Origin of the sequence: Sphingomonas brevis (genome assembly GCF_023516505.1) — a bacterium.
In the GTDB taxonomy this organism is placed as follows: Bacteria; Pseudomonadota; Alphaproteobacteria; order Sphingomonadales; family Sphingomonadaceae; genus Sphingomicrobium; species Sphingomicrobium breve.
This window is the reverse complement of sequence record NZ_JAMGBB010000001.1, coordinates 431,134-444,416: the sequence shown is the minus strand read 5'-3', so window position 1 is coordinate 444,416 and position 13,283 is coordinate 431,134. Positions and strand designations below refer to the sequence as shown.

14 protein-coding genes are annotated in these 13,283 nt (G+C 63.5%); 9 read left to right on the top strand and 5 right to left on the bottom strand.

Annotated elements, in window-relative coordinates:
• Positions 1–16: 16 nt before the first annotated feature.
• From dut to LZ518_RS02385, 4 genes are all read left to right on the top strand, one after another.
• Positions 17–466 carry a dUTP diphosphatase gene (gene dut, locus LZ518_RS02400; protein WP_249914447.1) on the top strand — a complete coding sequence of 150 codons (450 nt, stop codon included), beginning with the start codon at positions 17–19 and terminating at the stop codon, positions 464–466.
• Positions 453–1,214 carry a HesA/MoeB/ThiF family protein gene (locus tag LZ518_RS02395; RefSeq protein WP_249914446.1) on the top strand — a complete coding sequence of 254 codons (762 nt, stop codon included), beginning with the start codon at positions 453–455 and terminating at the stop codon, positions 1,212–1,214. Before dut ends, LZ518_RS02395 begins: the two co-directional genes overlap by 14 nt.
• Complete coding sequence (locus LZ518_RS02390) at positions 1,198–1,668, top strand: Lrp/AsnC family transcriptional regulator (protein WP_249914445.1); 471 nt, start codon at positions 1,198–1,200, stop codon at positions 1,666–1,668. The genes LZ518_RS02395 and LZ518_RS02390 overlap by 17 nt, the downstream gene beginning before the upstream one ends.
• Before the next feature lie 128 nt (positions 1,669–1,796).
• A complete protein-coding gene (locus LZ518_RS02385) occupies positions 1,797–2,678 on the top strand; it encodes a nuclear transport factor 2 family protein (RefSeq protein ID WP_249914444.1) in 882 nt (293 codons plus the stop codon).
• A 3-nt stretch (positions 2,679–2,681) separates the two neighbouring features.
• Here LZ518_RS02385 and topA read toward each other — a convergent pair whose 3' ends face one another.
• The 3 genes from topA to plsY are packed head-to-tail and all read right to left on the bottom strand — an operon-like array spanning position 2,682 to position 6,868.
• The gene (gene topA, locus LZ518_RS02380; RefSeq protein ID WP_249914443.1) at positions 2,682–5,144 is read right to left on the bottom strand and encodes a type I DNA topoisomerase; all 2,463 of its coding nucleotides are present in this window, start codon (positions 5,142–5,144) and stop codon (positions 2,682–2,684) included.
• A gap of 48 nt (positions 5,145–5,192) precedes the next feature.
• Positions 5,193–6,284 carry a DNA-processing protein DprA gene (gene dprA / locus LZ518_RS02375; RefSeq protein WP_249914442.1) on the bottom strand — a complete coding sequence of 364 codons (1,092 nt, stop codon included), beginning with the start codon at positions 6,282–6,284 and terminating at the stop codon, positions 5,193–5,195.
• Positions 6,281–6,868, bottom strand: coding sequence for a glycerol-3-phosphate 1-O-acyltransferase PlsY (plsY, locus tag LZ518_RS02370; protein ID WP_249916476.1), 588 nt, complete (start codon positions 6,866–6,868; stop codon positions 6,281–6,283). Before plsY ends, dprA begins: the two co-directional genes overlap by 4 nt.
• Before the next feature lie 73 nt (positions 6,869–6,941).
• Here plsY and murI point away from each other — a divergent pair, with 73 nt between their 5' ends.
• From murI to LZ518_RS02355, 3 genes are all read left to right on the top strand, one after another.
• On the top strand, positions 6,942–7,730 hold the full coding sequence (murI, locus tag LZ518_RS02365; RefSeq protein WP_249914441.1) for a glutamate racemase: 789 nt from the start codon (positions 6,942–6,944) through the stop codon (positions 7,728–7,730).
• 79 nt (positions 7,731–7,809) lie between these two features.
• A complete protein-coding gene (gene hemA / locus LZ518_RS02360) occupies positions 7,810–9,030 on the top strand; it encodes a 5-aminolevulinate synthase (protein WP_249914440.1) in 1,221 nt (406 codons plus the stop codon).
• Between the two features lie 8 nt (positions 9,031–9,038).
• Complete coding sequence (locus tag LZ518_RS02355) at positions 9,039–9,314, top strand: YdeI/OmpD-associated family protein (protein ID WP_249914439.1); 276 nt, start codon at positions 9,039–9,041, stop codon at positions 9,312–9,314.
• Here the strand turns inward: LZ518_RS02355 and LZ518_RS02350 are convergent, their stop codons facing one another.
• Entirely contained in the window at positions 9,315–10,163 is an 849-nt protein-coding gene (locus tag LZ518_RS02350; protein ID WP_249914438.1) for a DUF5694 domain-containing protein, read from the bottom strand.
• Positions 10,164–10,238: 75 nt separating this feature from the next.
• Positions 10,239–11,396, bottom strand: a complete 1,158-nt coding sequence (locus tag LZ518_RS02345) for an MBL fold metallo-hydrolase (protein WP_249914437.1) — start codon at positions 11,394–11,396, stop codon at positions 10,239–10,241.
• A gap of 132 nt (positions 11,397–11,528) precedes the next feature.
• On the opposite strand from LZ518_RS02345, the gene rpiB reads away from it, so the two are divergent.
• Both rpiB and glyA read left to right on the top strand, forming a co-directional pair.
• Complete coding sequence (rpiB, locus tag LZ518_RS02340) at positions 11,529–11,975, top strand: ribose 5-phosphate isomerase B (protein WP_249914436.1); 447 nt, start codon at positions 11,529–11,531, stop codon at positions 11,973–11,975.
• Positions 11,975–13,282, top strand: a complete 1,308-nt coding sequence (gene glyA, locus LZ518_RS02335) for a serine hydroxymethyltransferase (RefSeq protein ID WP_249914435.1) — start codon at positions 11,975–11,977, stop codon at positions 13,280–13,282. The genes rpiB and glyA overlap by 1 nt, the downstream gene beginning before the upstream one ends.
• Position 13,283 lies beyond the last annotated feature (1 nt).

Genomic DNA, 13,283 nt, shown 5'->3' with positions numbered 1-13,283 from the left:
CGAACGAGGCTGGTCAATGTTGCGAATCTCTATTGCCCGCCTCCCTCATGGCGACGGCCTTCCCTTGCCCAGCTATGCCACCCACGGTGCGGCGGGCATGGACGTGGTCGCCGCTGAAGACCTGGACCTGATGCCTGGACAGCGCCATGCCGTTGCCACCGGCTTCAAGGTCGCAATTCCCGACGGCTATGAAATCCAGGTTCGCCCGCGCTCGGGCCTTGCGCTCAAGCATGGGATCACCGTTCCCAACACGCCGGGCACGATCGACAGCGATTATCGCGGCGAACTCAAAGTCATCATGATCAACCACGGAAGCGAGCCGTTCCCGATCCGCCGCGGGGAGCGTATCGCCCAGCTCGTGCCGGCCGCCGTCACGCACGCCGAATGGGATGAGGTCGACGAACTGTGCGAAACCGCGCGCGGCGCGGGCGGATTCGGCTCGACCGGCGGTCATGGCTCTCTCTGACGAGGAACTGGACCGCTACGCGCGGCACATCGTCCTTCCACAGGTCGGCGGCGCGGGCCAGCTTAAGCTAACAGCGGCACGGATCGCCATTGCTGGTGCCGGCGGTATCGGGGCAGGTGCGATTCCGTCCCTGACTGGCGCCGGTATCGGCCATATCACCCTCATCGACGATGACCGGGTCGAACTGTCGAACCTGCAGCGCCAGCCGCTCTACACCAGCGATCAGGTCGGCCAGCGCAAGGTCGATCTCGCTGCTAGGTTTATCGGTAAGCGCAATCCACATGTCGAATGCCGCACGGTCGCCGATCGGATCGAGGCCGACAATGTCGACGCCATCCTGTCAGGCCATGATCTGATCATTGACGGCACCGACAATTTCGCCACTCGCCTGACGGTCAGCGACGCCGCCGTTCGCCTTGGCATTCCGCTGCTCTCCGCGGCGGCGCAGCAATTCCAGGGGCAGGTTGGATTGTTCCGTGGCCAGCCTTGCTATCGCTGTTTCGTCGGCGACGCGTTCGATGCCGACGATTGCGATAGTTGCGCCGAGCTTGGAGTGCTTGGCGCGCTGACCGGCATCGTCGGGAATTTCGCCGCTTTGATCGCAATCCGCGCGATTGTCGGCATCGCGCCCGACCCGGCGGGCACGCTGCACCTGTTCGACGGCCTCTCCTTGACGTGGAAGTCCATGAAGCTTCCAAGAGACCCGGGTTGCAGGACATGCGGAGAGGGGCATGAGGCGCGTACATGATGTCGATGCGAAGGATCACCAGATCCTGGCGCTGCTAGAGGCCGACGGACGGCGCTCCAACTCGGACATCGCCAAGCTGACGGGCCTGTCGGCACCGACCGTGGCCGAACGGATTGCCCGGCTTCGCGACATTGGTGTGATCCAGGGATTCACGGTCAAGATCGACGCAGCCAAGGTCGGCCTTCCCGTATCGGCCGTAATCGAATTTCAACCCCGGTCGAACCGGGATATGGCCGCAATCAACTCGGTCATAAATAATCCCGCCGTCCGGACCTGCTATCGGGTTACGGGATCGTCGTTGCTGGTATTGATCGTCAGAGTATCGTCAAGCGGGGCGCTGCAGGACCTGCTCGATCAGATCATGCCCTTCGGTGAGACGAAGACTTCGGTCATCCTGCTTATCGATATTGAAGACCGCCCGCTGTTCTCCGACGCGTTGCCGCCGATTCCTTAGTTTCTTCGAATAAAGCGGGGCTCGTACCTTCGATTTCGCCCGCAAAACATGTTCCACGGCAGTGAAGCTGCATGGAACCCGCCCTCACTTTGCGCGACATTTATCAACTAAGTCGTTGGGAGGGCGCGATGAATTACCGCTTGTTGACCCCAATTTATTGCATTGGACTGGCGATTGCCGGACCAGCGGTTGCAACTCCTTCGAACCCGACCGCGGCGGTCAACGAACTGCTCGATGCCGATCGGCAATTTTCCTCCGCCGCTGCTGGCATCAACATCGTCGACGGGATTGCCGCCATGCTTGCGCCGGACGCCATCTCACCGACGCCAGCTGGAACCTTTGCCAGGGGCAAGGACGCAATTGTCGCTTTGCTCCGGGCCAACCCGAACAATGCGACTGCGACCGCCGAATGGGCGCCGGTCCGAGGCGGAATTTCGGCGGATGGCCAGCAGGGTTTCACCTACGGCTTCCAGATCATCCACGACGCCGGAAAACCCGATCGCCGCGCCAAATATCTCGCATATTGGGTCAGGCGGCCTGAAGGCTGGCGAGTGTTCGGCTATAAACGCGCGGGAAGCCCGCCGGGAAGCGTTTCGACCGCGGTTCGTGCACCTGCCCTGCCGCCGGTCATGATTCCATCGAGGCCGAGCGCAGCGCTCCAGAAGAAATATGCCGAAGATCTCGCCGGCCGCGAATCCGCCTTTTCGGCGCGCGCCGGCGCGGTGGGATTGCGGCATGCCTTCATCGAGTTCGGCTCGTCCGATGCGATGAACTTCGGCGGCGGATCCGATTTCACCTTCGGCAACGTCAATATCGGCAACGGCTTTCCGCCCGATACCTCGTCGGATTTGACTTGGGCGGCGGACGAAGCGGTGAAGACATCCTCCACCGGGGACCTCGGCATAACCTTCGGCTTCATTCACCAGGCCGGCCAGCCGGGAGCCTTCCCCTTCTTCACCGTGTGGCGGCGCGCCCGGACCAGTGATCGCTGGCTCTATGTCGCGGAATAGCCGCTATTTCTTCTTCCGCCCCCTGGCCCCGCGGGTATTCTTGCTCGCGGGGCCCTTCGCTGCCTTGGCATTGATCAGCGCAACCGCTTCGTCGAGCGTTACCGCGGATGGCTCCGCGCTCTTTGGGAGCGTGGCATGGATTACGCCATCGCTGACGTACGGGCCATAGCGGCCGGCCATCACTCTTATCTCCTTGCCCGAATCCGGGTGAGGTCCGAGGACCGCGATGGGCTCACGCGATCCCCCTCTTTCACCCTTGGCCGCCGCGGCCTCGGCCAGCTTGACCACTGCCGCGTTCATGCCGGTGTCGAACACCTCGGCGGTCGAGCCCAACCTGGCATATTTGCCGTCATGGGCAAGGTAGGGGCCGTAGCGGCCGATAGAGGCCGTGATCGGGGTGCCGGTTTCGGGATGCGGCCCGATTTCGCGCGGCAGCGATAGCAGCTTTTCCGCCATCTCCAGCGTCAATCCGTCCTGTGGCACGTCTTTCGGCAGTGACGCCCGCGCCCCGTCGCGCTCCAGATAGGGCCCGAACCGCCCGCTTTTCAGAACGATGCCATTGCCGATCTCGGCCGGACCTTCGCTGGCCGCTTCCTCGCCCTGCCCAAATCGGCGCGTATATTTGCACTCTGGATAGTTGGAGCAGGCAACGAACGCGCCGTAGCGGCCGCCGCGCAGCGAAAGTTGGCCAGTGCCGCACAAGGGGCAAAGGCGCGGATCGCTGCCGTCACCCTTATCGGGGAACAGCCAGGGCGACAGGAAATCGTCCAGCGCCGCGGTGACGTCCGACGGCTTCTGGTCCATCACCTCGCCCGCCTTAGGCTTGAAGTCGCGCCAGAAGTCGTCGAGCAGCTTCAGCCAATCGAGCCTTCCGCCCGAAACATCGTCCAGCTCCTCTTCCAGCTCGGCGGTATAATCGAAACTGACGTAACGCTCGAAAAACCGCTCCAGGAATGCCGTCACCAGCCGCCCGCTCTCCTCGGGAATGAAGCGCGCCTTGTCGAGCCGGACATATTCGCGGTCCTTCAGGGTCTGCAACGTCGCGGCATAGGTCGACGGCCTGCCGATGCCGAGCTCCTCCAGCCGCTTGACCAGACTCGCTTCGGAATAGCGCGGCGGCGGCTGGGTAAAGTGTTGCGTCGCCTCCACCCCGGTCTTGACCGGCGCATCGCCCGAGCGGAGCTGCGGCATGCGCGCGCCTTCTTCATCGGCGACGTCGTCGCGGCCTTCGTCGTACAGCGCCATGAACCCTGGGAAGATGGTCACCTGGCCCGTTGCGCGCAGCGTCGCACGACCCGCTCCATCGGTCAGTTCCGCCGTCGTCCGCTCAATCCGCGCCGAGGCCATCTGGCTGGCCAGCGCGCGGTTGAAGATCAGGCTGTAAAGCCGTGCATGGTCGCCCGAGGCGGCGCGATCCTTGGTGAAGTCGGTCGGCCGGATTGCCTCATGCGCTTCCTGTGCATTCTTGGCCTTGCTCGAATATTGTCGCGGCTTGTCGGGCAAATATCCCGCATCGTAACGGTCGGCGACAGCCTTCCTCGCCGCGCTGATCGCTTCGCCGGCCATCTGCACGCCGTCGGTGCGCATATAGGTGATCAGGCCATCCTCGTAGAGCGACTGGGCGACGCGCATCGTCTGGCTGGCCGAAAAGCCGAGCTTGCGCGCAGCCTCCTGCTGCAGTGTTGAGGTGGTGAACGGGGGTGGCGGATTTTTCGTCAGCGGCTTGGTCTCGACCGAGGCGACAGTGAACCGCCCATCTTCGACCACCTTCTTCGCCGCATCGGCCGAGCCCTTGTCGCCGATCGTCAGCCGGTCGACCTTCTGGCCGTCGAGCGCCACTAGCCGCGCTGTGAAGGGCGTTCCATCTGCCTCAAAACTTGCTGAAACCTGCCAATATTCCTGTGACCTGAACAGCTCGATCTCGCGCTCGCGGTCGACAATCAGGCGGAGCGCGACCGACTGTACCCGTCCAGCCGATTTGGCGCCGGGCAGCTTGCGCCACAGGATCGGCGACAGCGTGAACCCGACCAGATAATCCAACGCGCGCCGCGCCTTGTAGGCGTTGATCAGATCCTCATCGAGCTCGCGTGGGCGGCCCATCGCCTCGGTCACCGCGCTCTTGGTAATGGCGTTGAAGGTCACCCGGTCGACCTTTGCAGGCAACGCCTTTTTCTTCCGCAGCACCTCCTGGACGTGCCAGCTGATCGCTTCGCCCTCGCGATCGGGGTCGGTGGCGAGGATCAGTGCATCGGCGTCCTTGGCCGCATCGGCGATGGCCTTCAACTGCTTGGCCTTGTCGGGATAGGCCTCCCAATCCATCGCGAAATTATCGTCGGGCCGGACGGACCCGTCCTTCGCCGGCAGGTCGCGGACATGGCCATAGCTGGCCAGCACCTTGTGGCCTGGCCCCAGATATTTCTCGATGGTTTTCGCCTTGGCTGGCGATTCGACGACAACAAGCTTCAAACGCTGCACCCCTTTACGTACGTACGCGCGATTGTCGGGCCGAAGATTCTAGCCCGTCAAGCTCACCTTGTTGCCGGCATGCCGATCAAGCCGCCCGGCCAGGTCAAGCTCGAGCAACACAAGCTGTACCGCGCCAGGTTCGCCTCCCGACAGGCGGAGGATCTCGTCGACCGGCACCGGCGAGGGGCCAAGCAGTTCTTCGACACGCGAGCGGAAGTCGAGCTCCAAATCCTCCTGAGCAAGAGGCTGCGGCTCATAGGAACGCGATGGGCTGGCGACCTTGCCGTTCAAGTTGCTGATCGCCTCGATCACGTCCGCTGCAGTCTGGATCAGGGTTGCTCCATCGCGGATCAGCTGGTTGCAGCCCTGAGCCCGTGGATCGAGCGGCGATCCCGGCACCGCCATGACCTCCCGCCCGGCCTCGGCCGCCAGCCGGGCCGTGATCAGCGAACCCGACTGCGGCGCGGCCTCGACCACTACCGTCCCCGCCGCCAGCCCGGCAATGATCCGGTTGCGATAGGGGAAATGGCGCGCCCTCGGCTCGGTGCCTGGCGGCATTTCCGCGATCAGCAGGCCGCGTTCGCCTATGTCCTTCTGCCGAGCTTCATTTTCGGGCGGATAGGCGATGTCGATCCCCCCGGCGATCACCGCGATCGTCCCGCTGACGATCGATCCGTCATGGGCGGCGCTGTCGATTCCGCGCGCCAGTCCGGATACGACACTTATGCCCTCCTCGCCCAAGTCATGCGCCAGCCCTCGCGCAAACCGGCAAGCTGCGGCGCTGGCGTTACGCGCACCGACGATCGCCACCATCGGCCGGTCAAGGAGCGCTAAATTGCCCTTTGCGGTGAGTAATGGCGGCGCACCGCCCGTTTCCGCCAGGCTGCGCGGATAAGGGGCGTGGCCCAGCGCCAGATAATGCGCGCCGGCTCTCTCAACCGCTTCGATCTCGCGTTGCGCGGCGTCTTTTGAACAGATTGCCGGCACCTGTCCGTCGCCTCGCCGCGCCAGATTCGGGATCGCGGCCAATGCGGCTTCGGCGCTGCCGAACCGCAACAGCAACTGGCGATGGGCGTTAGGCCCGATCCCGCTCGTCCGGATCAGCCGCAGCCGGTCGATGAGGTCGTCCGGCGCGCTCAACCTGTCTTGCCCACGCGCGGCTCCTCGCCCCTCGCGAGGCGACGGATATTTTCTCGATGTTGCCAGATCACCAGCAACGCGAAGCCGAGCAGCATGGGAAACAACGCTTGTACTTGAAGGATGGCTGCCGTGACCGGCGCGCTTGCCGCCGCAGCCATGCCCGCGATCGAGCTGATGCGGATGATCAACAGCAATCCGGCCCACAGCAAGACATAGACGAGCGCCGCCTGCCAGAAGAGCGGCAAGAGGATGCCCAGCAAGGTGGCAACGCCCTTCCCGCCCTTGAACTTGAGCCAGGCCGGATAAAGGTGGCCGATCAGTGCACCGGCAGCTGCATAATTGACCGCATCGGGCCATAGCTGTTGGGCAATCAGTACCGCCGCAGCGCCCTTGGCCAGGTCGAGCAAAAGTGTCGCCGCTGCAAGACCCTTCGATCCGGTCCGCAGCACATTGGTCGCGCCGATATTGCCTGAACCGATGTCACGGATATCACCCTTCCCGGTCCAGCGCGTCAGCAACAGGCCGAACGGGATCGAGCCCAGCAGATAGCCGGTGATGAGCGCCAGGATCGTCGTCGCCGCCATGGCCCATCGGTAGCAGATCATCTGCTGCCCGCAACGTTGCACGAGCGCGGGCAAGTCCCTAGCTCTGCCGGCCATGGAACCCACCGCCCCCATCCTGTTCTTCGATTCCGGCGTCGGCGGCCTTTCCGTGCTTGGCCCGGCGCGGCAACTGCTGCCCAACGCGCCGATCGTCTATGCCGCCGACAGCGCCGGCTTTCCCTATGGCAAGCGGACCGAAGCCGAGCTTGCCATTCGCGTGCCCGCCTTGCTGGGCCGGCTGGTCGAGCGATTTCGTCCGCGCCTGGCGGTGATTGCCTGCAATACCGCGTCGACCATCGCGCTCGACCACGCCCGAGCCGCGCTCGACATTCCTGTGGTCGGTACCGTCCCGGCAATCAAACCGGCCGCCGAATTGTCGAGGAGCCGGGTGATCGGCGTGCTCGGTACCGAGGCGACGGTGCGCCAGCCCTATGTCGACGATCTCGCGGAGAGGTTTGCCTCGGATTGCATCGTCATCCGCCACGGAAGTCCCGAACTGGTCGAGCTCGCCGAGGCAAAGCTTGCCGGCGAGCCCGTCGCCATCCAGGCCGTGCATGACGCGGTTGCGCCGATGGTGTTGCAGCCGGACGGCGAGCGGATGGACGTGATGGTGCTGGCATGCACGCACTTCCCGTTGTTGGCGGACGAAATCGCCGCCGCCTTCCCCGCCATCGCCCAGGTCGACGGCGGTCCCGGCATTGCCCGTCGCATCGCCTATTTGACGCAAGGGCAGGATTGGCCGGGCGAGCCCTATGCCGGAATCGCGGTTTTTACAGGCGGTCCGCCAACCGAACTTGCGCCTGCCCTCGCCCGCTTCGGCCTGACCGACATCCAGTCACTCTAGCCGTCTTGTTGCGAGTCGTTCTCAATGGCCTTCCCCGCCTGAGGGCGATAATGGGCGCGAGAGCGTAAGGAACCCCAGCTTGGACTACGAAAGCATCTTCAAGGCGGCGATCGATCGCCTCCATGACGAAGGCCGGTACCGCGTCTTCATCGATATACTGCGCACCAAGGGATCGTTCCCCAACGCGCACTGCTTCCACGGACACAATGGCCCCAAGCCGATCACCGTGTGGTGCTCCAACGATTATCTCGGCATGGGCCAACATCCGACCGTGGTCGAGGCGATGGAGGAGGCGCTGCACAGCGTCGGCGCCGGATCCGGCGGGACCCGCAACATCGGCGGCAACACCCATTACCATGTCGAGCTGGAGGCCGAGCTGGCCTCGCTCCATGGCAAGGAAGCGGCGCTCCTGTTCACCTCGGGCTATGTCTCCAACGAGGCCGCACTGTCGACGCTCGGCAAGTTGCTCCCAGGCTGCATCATCTTCTCGGATGAGCTCAACCACGCCTCGATGATCGCCGGCATCCGCACCTCGGGATGCGAAAAGCGGGTGTTCCGTCACAACGACCTCGATCATCTCGAGCAGCTTCTTGACGAAGCGCCTGCCGATGCACCCAAGCTGATCGCGTTCGAAAGCGTCTACTCGATGGACGGCGACATCGCGCCGATCGCAGAAATTTGCGACCTCGCCGACAAATATGGCGCCATCACCTATCTCGACGAGGTCCATGCGGTTGGCATGTATGGCCAACATGGCGGCGGCATCTCGGAGCGCGATGGAGTCGCCGACCGGGTCACCTTGATCGAAGGCACTCTGGGAAAGGCATTTGGCGTGATGGGCGGCTATGTCACCGCCGACCGCAATATCATCGACTGCATCCGCAGCTACGCGCCGGGCTTTATCTTCACGACCTCGCTGTCGCCGGTGCTGGTCGCCGGGGCGCTGGCCTCGGTTCGCCACCTCAAGGCCTCTCAGGAGGAGCGCGCGGGCCAGCAGGCGGGCGCGGCAATGCTCAAAGCCAAATTCCGCGATGCCGGCCTGCCCGTCATGGACAGCGTCACCCATATCGTTCCGCTGCTGGTCGGCTGCCCGGTAGAGGCCAAGCGGATCAGCGACATCTTGCTCGCCGAATACGGTCTTTACGTCCAGCCGATCAATTTCCCGACCGTTCCCCGCGGCACCGAGCGGCTGCGCTTCACCCCAGGCCCTATCCACACGGAAGCGATGATGGATGAGCTGACCGAAGCCTTGGTCGAGATCTGGGGCCGGCTGGAATTGCAGGCCGTCAAGGCGGCTTGAAACCCGCGATGGCCGACGCATCGCCTGATTTTCGTCACGAGACGCCCGACGACCTCCAGGCCGCGCTCGATCGCGATCCGGCCCTGCATGCCCGCTGGGACGGCTTGACCGCACTCGCCCGCAACGAGTGGATCTGCTGGATGACGTCGCCGAAGAAGCAGGAAACGCGCGACGACCATTTTGCCCGGTTGAAGGAAGACATATTGGCCGGCAAGCGACGCCCCTGCTGCTGGCCGGGTTGCCCGCACCGCAGCGCCAAGGCGCAAAAATGGTTCAAGGGCTAGCTACTCGGCCTTCCTGAGATAAGGGCTCGGGTCGACGTTTCGATAGCCTGGCGTGGTCGCCGCGAAATGTCGTAGCCAGTAATTATGACCTGAACCATAGACGACCAATATGCGGTCGCCCGGTTTCGCGACCGTCATCAGCTTGCCGAAAATCTTGGCGTTGCGCATGTACCAATAGGCATTGAGCTCTGCCCCCGGTTGTTTGTCGGTGTCGCCATATTCGAGCACGCGATAATACCAGCGTTGGTCCCGCTCGGTTTGGGCCGGCTGGTTAAGGTTGAGCAGGACGTGGGCGATCGACCCTTCCGCTTGCCATTTTTCCAACTGCGAGGTCACCGCCTTGCCCTGTTCCAGCAGGCCGTCGAGCGCCGCCTCCTTGCCGTTGGCCTTGGCCCAGGCAACTACCTTGTCGAAAGGAAAATAGTCCGGCTCGACCGGCTCGGTTTCATCGGGCTGCTCGTCGATCGCATAGACTGTCGCCATGTTGAGTTGGCGCGCCAGCCGGTATGCGATCTGATAACGTTCGTCGCGATTGGTGTTCAGATCCGCGGGGGCCAATTCGGCAAAGCGGTGGTCAATCAAAGCCGGGGACTTGGCGATCCGTTCAACCGCGATCTTGGTCGGATGGAACTGGGCCAATGCCGTCGCCAGCTCCTCCAATTCCTTCTGCCGTTGCGGCTTCAGCACGTCGTCGGCCTTGACGTTGTTGAGGTCGAGGCCGGGATTGCCGAAGTGGTAGCTGCCGACGACCATAACCTCGATCGGCGCCGCCGCATTAGGCTCGGCAGCCATCGCCGGCGCCGCAAGCGCGGTCGGCAACGCCACGCCGAAAGCTAGTCTGCGAACCATTTTCTGCATCCGCCCCTCCATCTGTATTAATACACTAATACAGATGGAGGGCGCCCTGCAAGCGTTCAAAAATGGTCAGCTCTTGTGATGCTTGCTGCTTGGTTTGGGCGGCGTATCGCGCGGCACGTCCGGTTCGGGACTGCCCTCGCCCTGCACAATCGGCTCTCCTCTAAGCTCGCGATAAACGCTTCCCGTCATGGGGTCGAAGAACAGCGCCTGAGTATTTGCGCGGCTACGCTGGGTCGTTCCGAACGTGTCGATCGACTTGGAAAAGTCGACCTTCTTCTTGACCTCGTCGACCGGCATGCCGGCCTTGGCGTAAGGTGCGATCTGGGTGCGGAGGTCGGTCAGCGCGGCGATCAGCCGGTCTAGGTAGGCGGTGTCGCTCTGCGGCAGCCCGTGCCCGGGGATCAGTGTCGTGAAGCCCAACGCCTTGATCTTGCCGATCGTCTCGATCCAGTCGCCCGAATAGCTGCCGAAACCGAACGGGATCGGCGACACGACGATGTCGCCGGTCGCGACGATCTTCTGCTTGGGCAGCCAGGCGATTGCGTCGCCCTCTGTGTTGGCACGGCCGAGATAGAGGATCTGGACCGGCATGTCCGGATCGTCGATCAGCAGCTGCCGTTCGAACGTCTCGGTCGGCGGGACGATATAGCTGCCGCTGAAATCGCCGGCGAATGCGTCAAACTGGACCAGCGCCTTCCTGATCCGCTCCTTCCGGTCCGGCGCTGTGTCGGGCGCCTCAAGCAGCTTTTGCAACTGCTCCTTGTTCTTGGCGATCAGCATGTTCATCGCCCCGTCCCACTTGGGACCGGGCGCATAGCCGATGTCGAAGGCTTCCGGCCCCAGCATCCCTGCCTCGGTCTGGCGCGTCGCGATGATCCTGACCTTGGGATAGGCGTCGCGGATCGACGAGATGCCCTGCGGATGATCGTTGTGCCAATGGGTGATCATCACCGCCTTGATCGGCTTGGGCGACAGCGATCTGGCATAACGGACAACCGCCCGCCCGTTTCCGGCATTAAGCCCGCTGTCGACCAGTACGAAGCCGTCGCGCTGCTCGATCAACACGACGTTGCCGATCGCCGGTCCATAATAATCGTCGGGCGTGCTCAGCAAATGAATCCTGGGGGTGATTTCATGGGCCGTGAACGGCGCCACGTCGACCGTCTGGGCCGAAACCGGTGCCCCGGCCAGCATGAGTGCCGCGGCTGAAGCGATTGATCGCATATCTGCCTCCCTGTTGCCGGCAGCAGGCGCGCAATTGCCGCAAGGTTCGACAAGGACTCGACCGGCATGCCCAAGCGGTCGACGCTTCGACGAAGGGTGGCGAATCTCGGCGGCATGTCCTAGGTCATGGCGATGCGCATCGCCCTTGCCGCCGACCATGCCGGTTACCTTTTGAAAGACGAGCTCGCCGAATGGCTGCGGGAGGCCGGCCATGAGGTCGCCAACCTCGGCACCGACGGCCCCGAAAGCGTCGATTATCCTAAGTTCGGCGAATTGCTGGCCAATGAGGTTGCAGCCGGCCGCTCCGAGCGCGGAATCGCCATTTGCGGCTCGGGCGTCGGCATTTCGATCGCGGTCAACCGCAACCCGGCCTGCCGCTGCGCACGGGTCGACGAACCGCTGTCGGCGGCCCTGTCGCGCGAGCATAATGACGCCAACGTCATTGCCTTCGGCGCCCGGTTGATCGGCAGCGACATGGCCAAGGACATCGTCCTCGCCTTTCTGAACACGCAATTCGCCGGCGGGCGCCACCAGCGGCGCGTCGACCAGCTCTCCCACCTCCTCCAGGATAGCGACTGATGGCTACCGTTGCCGACCTCACTCACGTCCAGCCTTTGGGCTTTTTCACCGAGCGCCTGGCCGATGCCGATCCCAAGGTCGCCGCGGCGATCAAGGCGGAGCTGGAGCGCGAGCAAAACCAGATCGAGCTAATCGCATCCGAGAACATCGTCAGCCGCGCCGTGCTGGAGGCTCAGGGATCGGTCCTCACCAATAAATATGCCGAGGGCTATCCCGGCCGCCGCTACTATCAAGGCTGCGGGCCATCGGATTCGGTCGAAAGCCTTGCGATCGAGCGGGCCAAGCAGCTGTTCAATTGTGGCTTTGCCAACGTCCAGCCGCATAGCGGCGCGCAGGCCAACGGCGCGGTGATGATGGCGCTCTTACAGCCCGGCGACACCATCATGGGCATGAGCCTTGCGGCCGGCGGGCATCTTACTCATGGGGCGCCCCCGGCCCAGTCCGGCAAATGGTTCAATGCCGTCCAATATGGCGTCCGGCCCGACGACCATTTGGTCGATTTCGAGGAAGTGGAGCGGCTTGCCAAGGAGCATAAGCCCAAGCTGATCATCGCCGGCGGCTCAGCCTATCCGCGGCATCTGGACTTTGCCCGCTTCCGGGCGATTTGCGATGAAGTCGGCGCCTATCTGTTCGTCGACATGGCCCACTTCGCCGGGCTGGTTGCTGCGGGCGAGCATCCGACCCCGTTCGGCCATGCCCATGTCGTGACGACCACTACCCACAAGACGCTGCGCGGTCCGCGCGGCGGCATGGTGCTGACCGATGACGAGGCGATCGCCAAGAAGGTCAATTCGGCGGTTTTCCCCGGTCTGCAGGGCGGTCCACTGATGCATGTCATCGCTGCCAAGGCCGTCGCCTTCGGCGAGGCGCTGGAGCCGGGCTTCAAAACCTATGCCAAGGCGGTGATCAAAAACGCCCAGACACTCGCCAATCGCCTGAAGGAGCGCGGGGCCGACCTGGTTGCCGGCGGCACCGACACTCACCTTGCGCTCGTCGACCTTCGCCCGCTCGGGGTTACCGGCGCCGATGCCGACCAGAGCCTCGAACATGCCGGTATCACCTGCAACAAGAATGGCGTTCCGTTCGATCCGCTGCCACCAGTCAAGACCAGCGGCATCCGCGTCGGTTCGCCTGCCGGCACTACCCGCGGCTTTGGTGAGGACGAGTTCAGCGACATTGCCGATATGGTCGCCGACGTTCTCGACGGCCTTCAGAAAAATGGCGCCGACAATAATGGCGCAGTCGAACAGGCCGTGGGCGAGCGGGTTCGCGCACTCTGTGCCCGCTTCCCAATCTACGAGAGCTAAG

Excerpts from the sequence above, each read along its gene's own strand:
- glyA (WP_249914435.1), top strand. The coding sequence starts at position 11,975 with ATGGCTACCGTTGCCGACCTCACTCACGTCCAGCCTTTGGGCTTTTTC.
- LZ518_RS02390 (WP_249914445.1), top strand. The coding sequence starts at position 1,198 with ATGAGGCGCGTACATGATGTCGATGCGAAGGATCACCAGATCCTGGCG.
- LZ518_RS02350 (WP_249914438.1), bottom strand. The coding sequence starts at position 10,163 with ATGGTTCGCAGACTAGCTTTCGGCGTGGCGTTGCCGACCGCGCTTGCG.
- LZ518_RS02385 (WP_249914444.1), top strand. The coding sequence starts at position 1,797 with ATGAATTACCGCTTGTTGACCCCAATTTATTGCATTGGACTGGCGATT.
- dut (WP_249914447.1), top strand. The coding sequence starts at position 17 with ATGTTGCGAATCTCTATTGCCCGCCTCCCTCATGGCGACGGCCTTCCC.
- rpiB (WP_249914436.1), top strand. The coding sequence starts at position 11,529 with ATGCGCATCGCCCTTGCCGCCGACCATGCCGGTTACCTTTTGAAAGAC.
- LZ518_RS02395 (WP_249914446.1), top strand. The coding sequence starts at position 453 with ATGGCTCTCTCTGACGAGGAACTGGACCGCTACGCGCGGCACATCGTC.
- LZ518_RS02355 (WP_249914439.1), top strand. The coding sequence starts at position 9,039 with ATGGCCGACGCATCGCCTGATTTTCGTCACGAGACGCCCGACGACCTC.
- murI (WP_249914441.1), top strand. The coding sequence starts at position 6,942 with ATGGAACCCACCGCCCCCATCCTGTTCTTCGATTCCGGCGTCGGCGGC.
- plsY (WP_249916476.1), bottom strand. The coding sequence starts at position 6,868 with ATGGCGGCGACGACGATCCTGGCGCTCATCACCGGCTATCTGCTGGGC.
- LZ518_RS02345 (WP_249914437.1), bottom strand. The coding sequence starts at position 11,396 with ATGCGATCAATCGCTTCAGCCGCGGCACTCATGCTGGCCGGGGCACCG.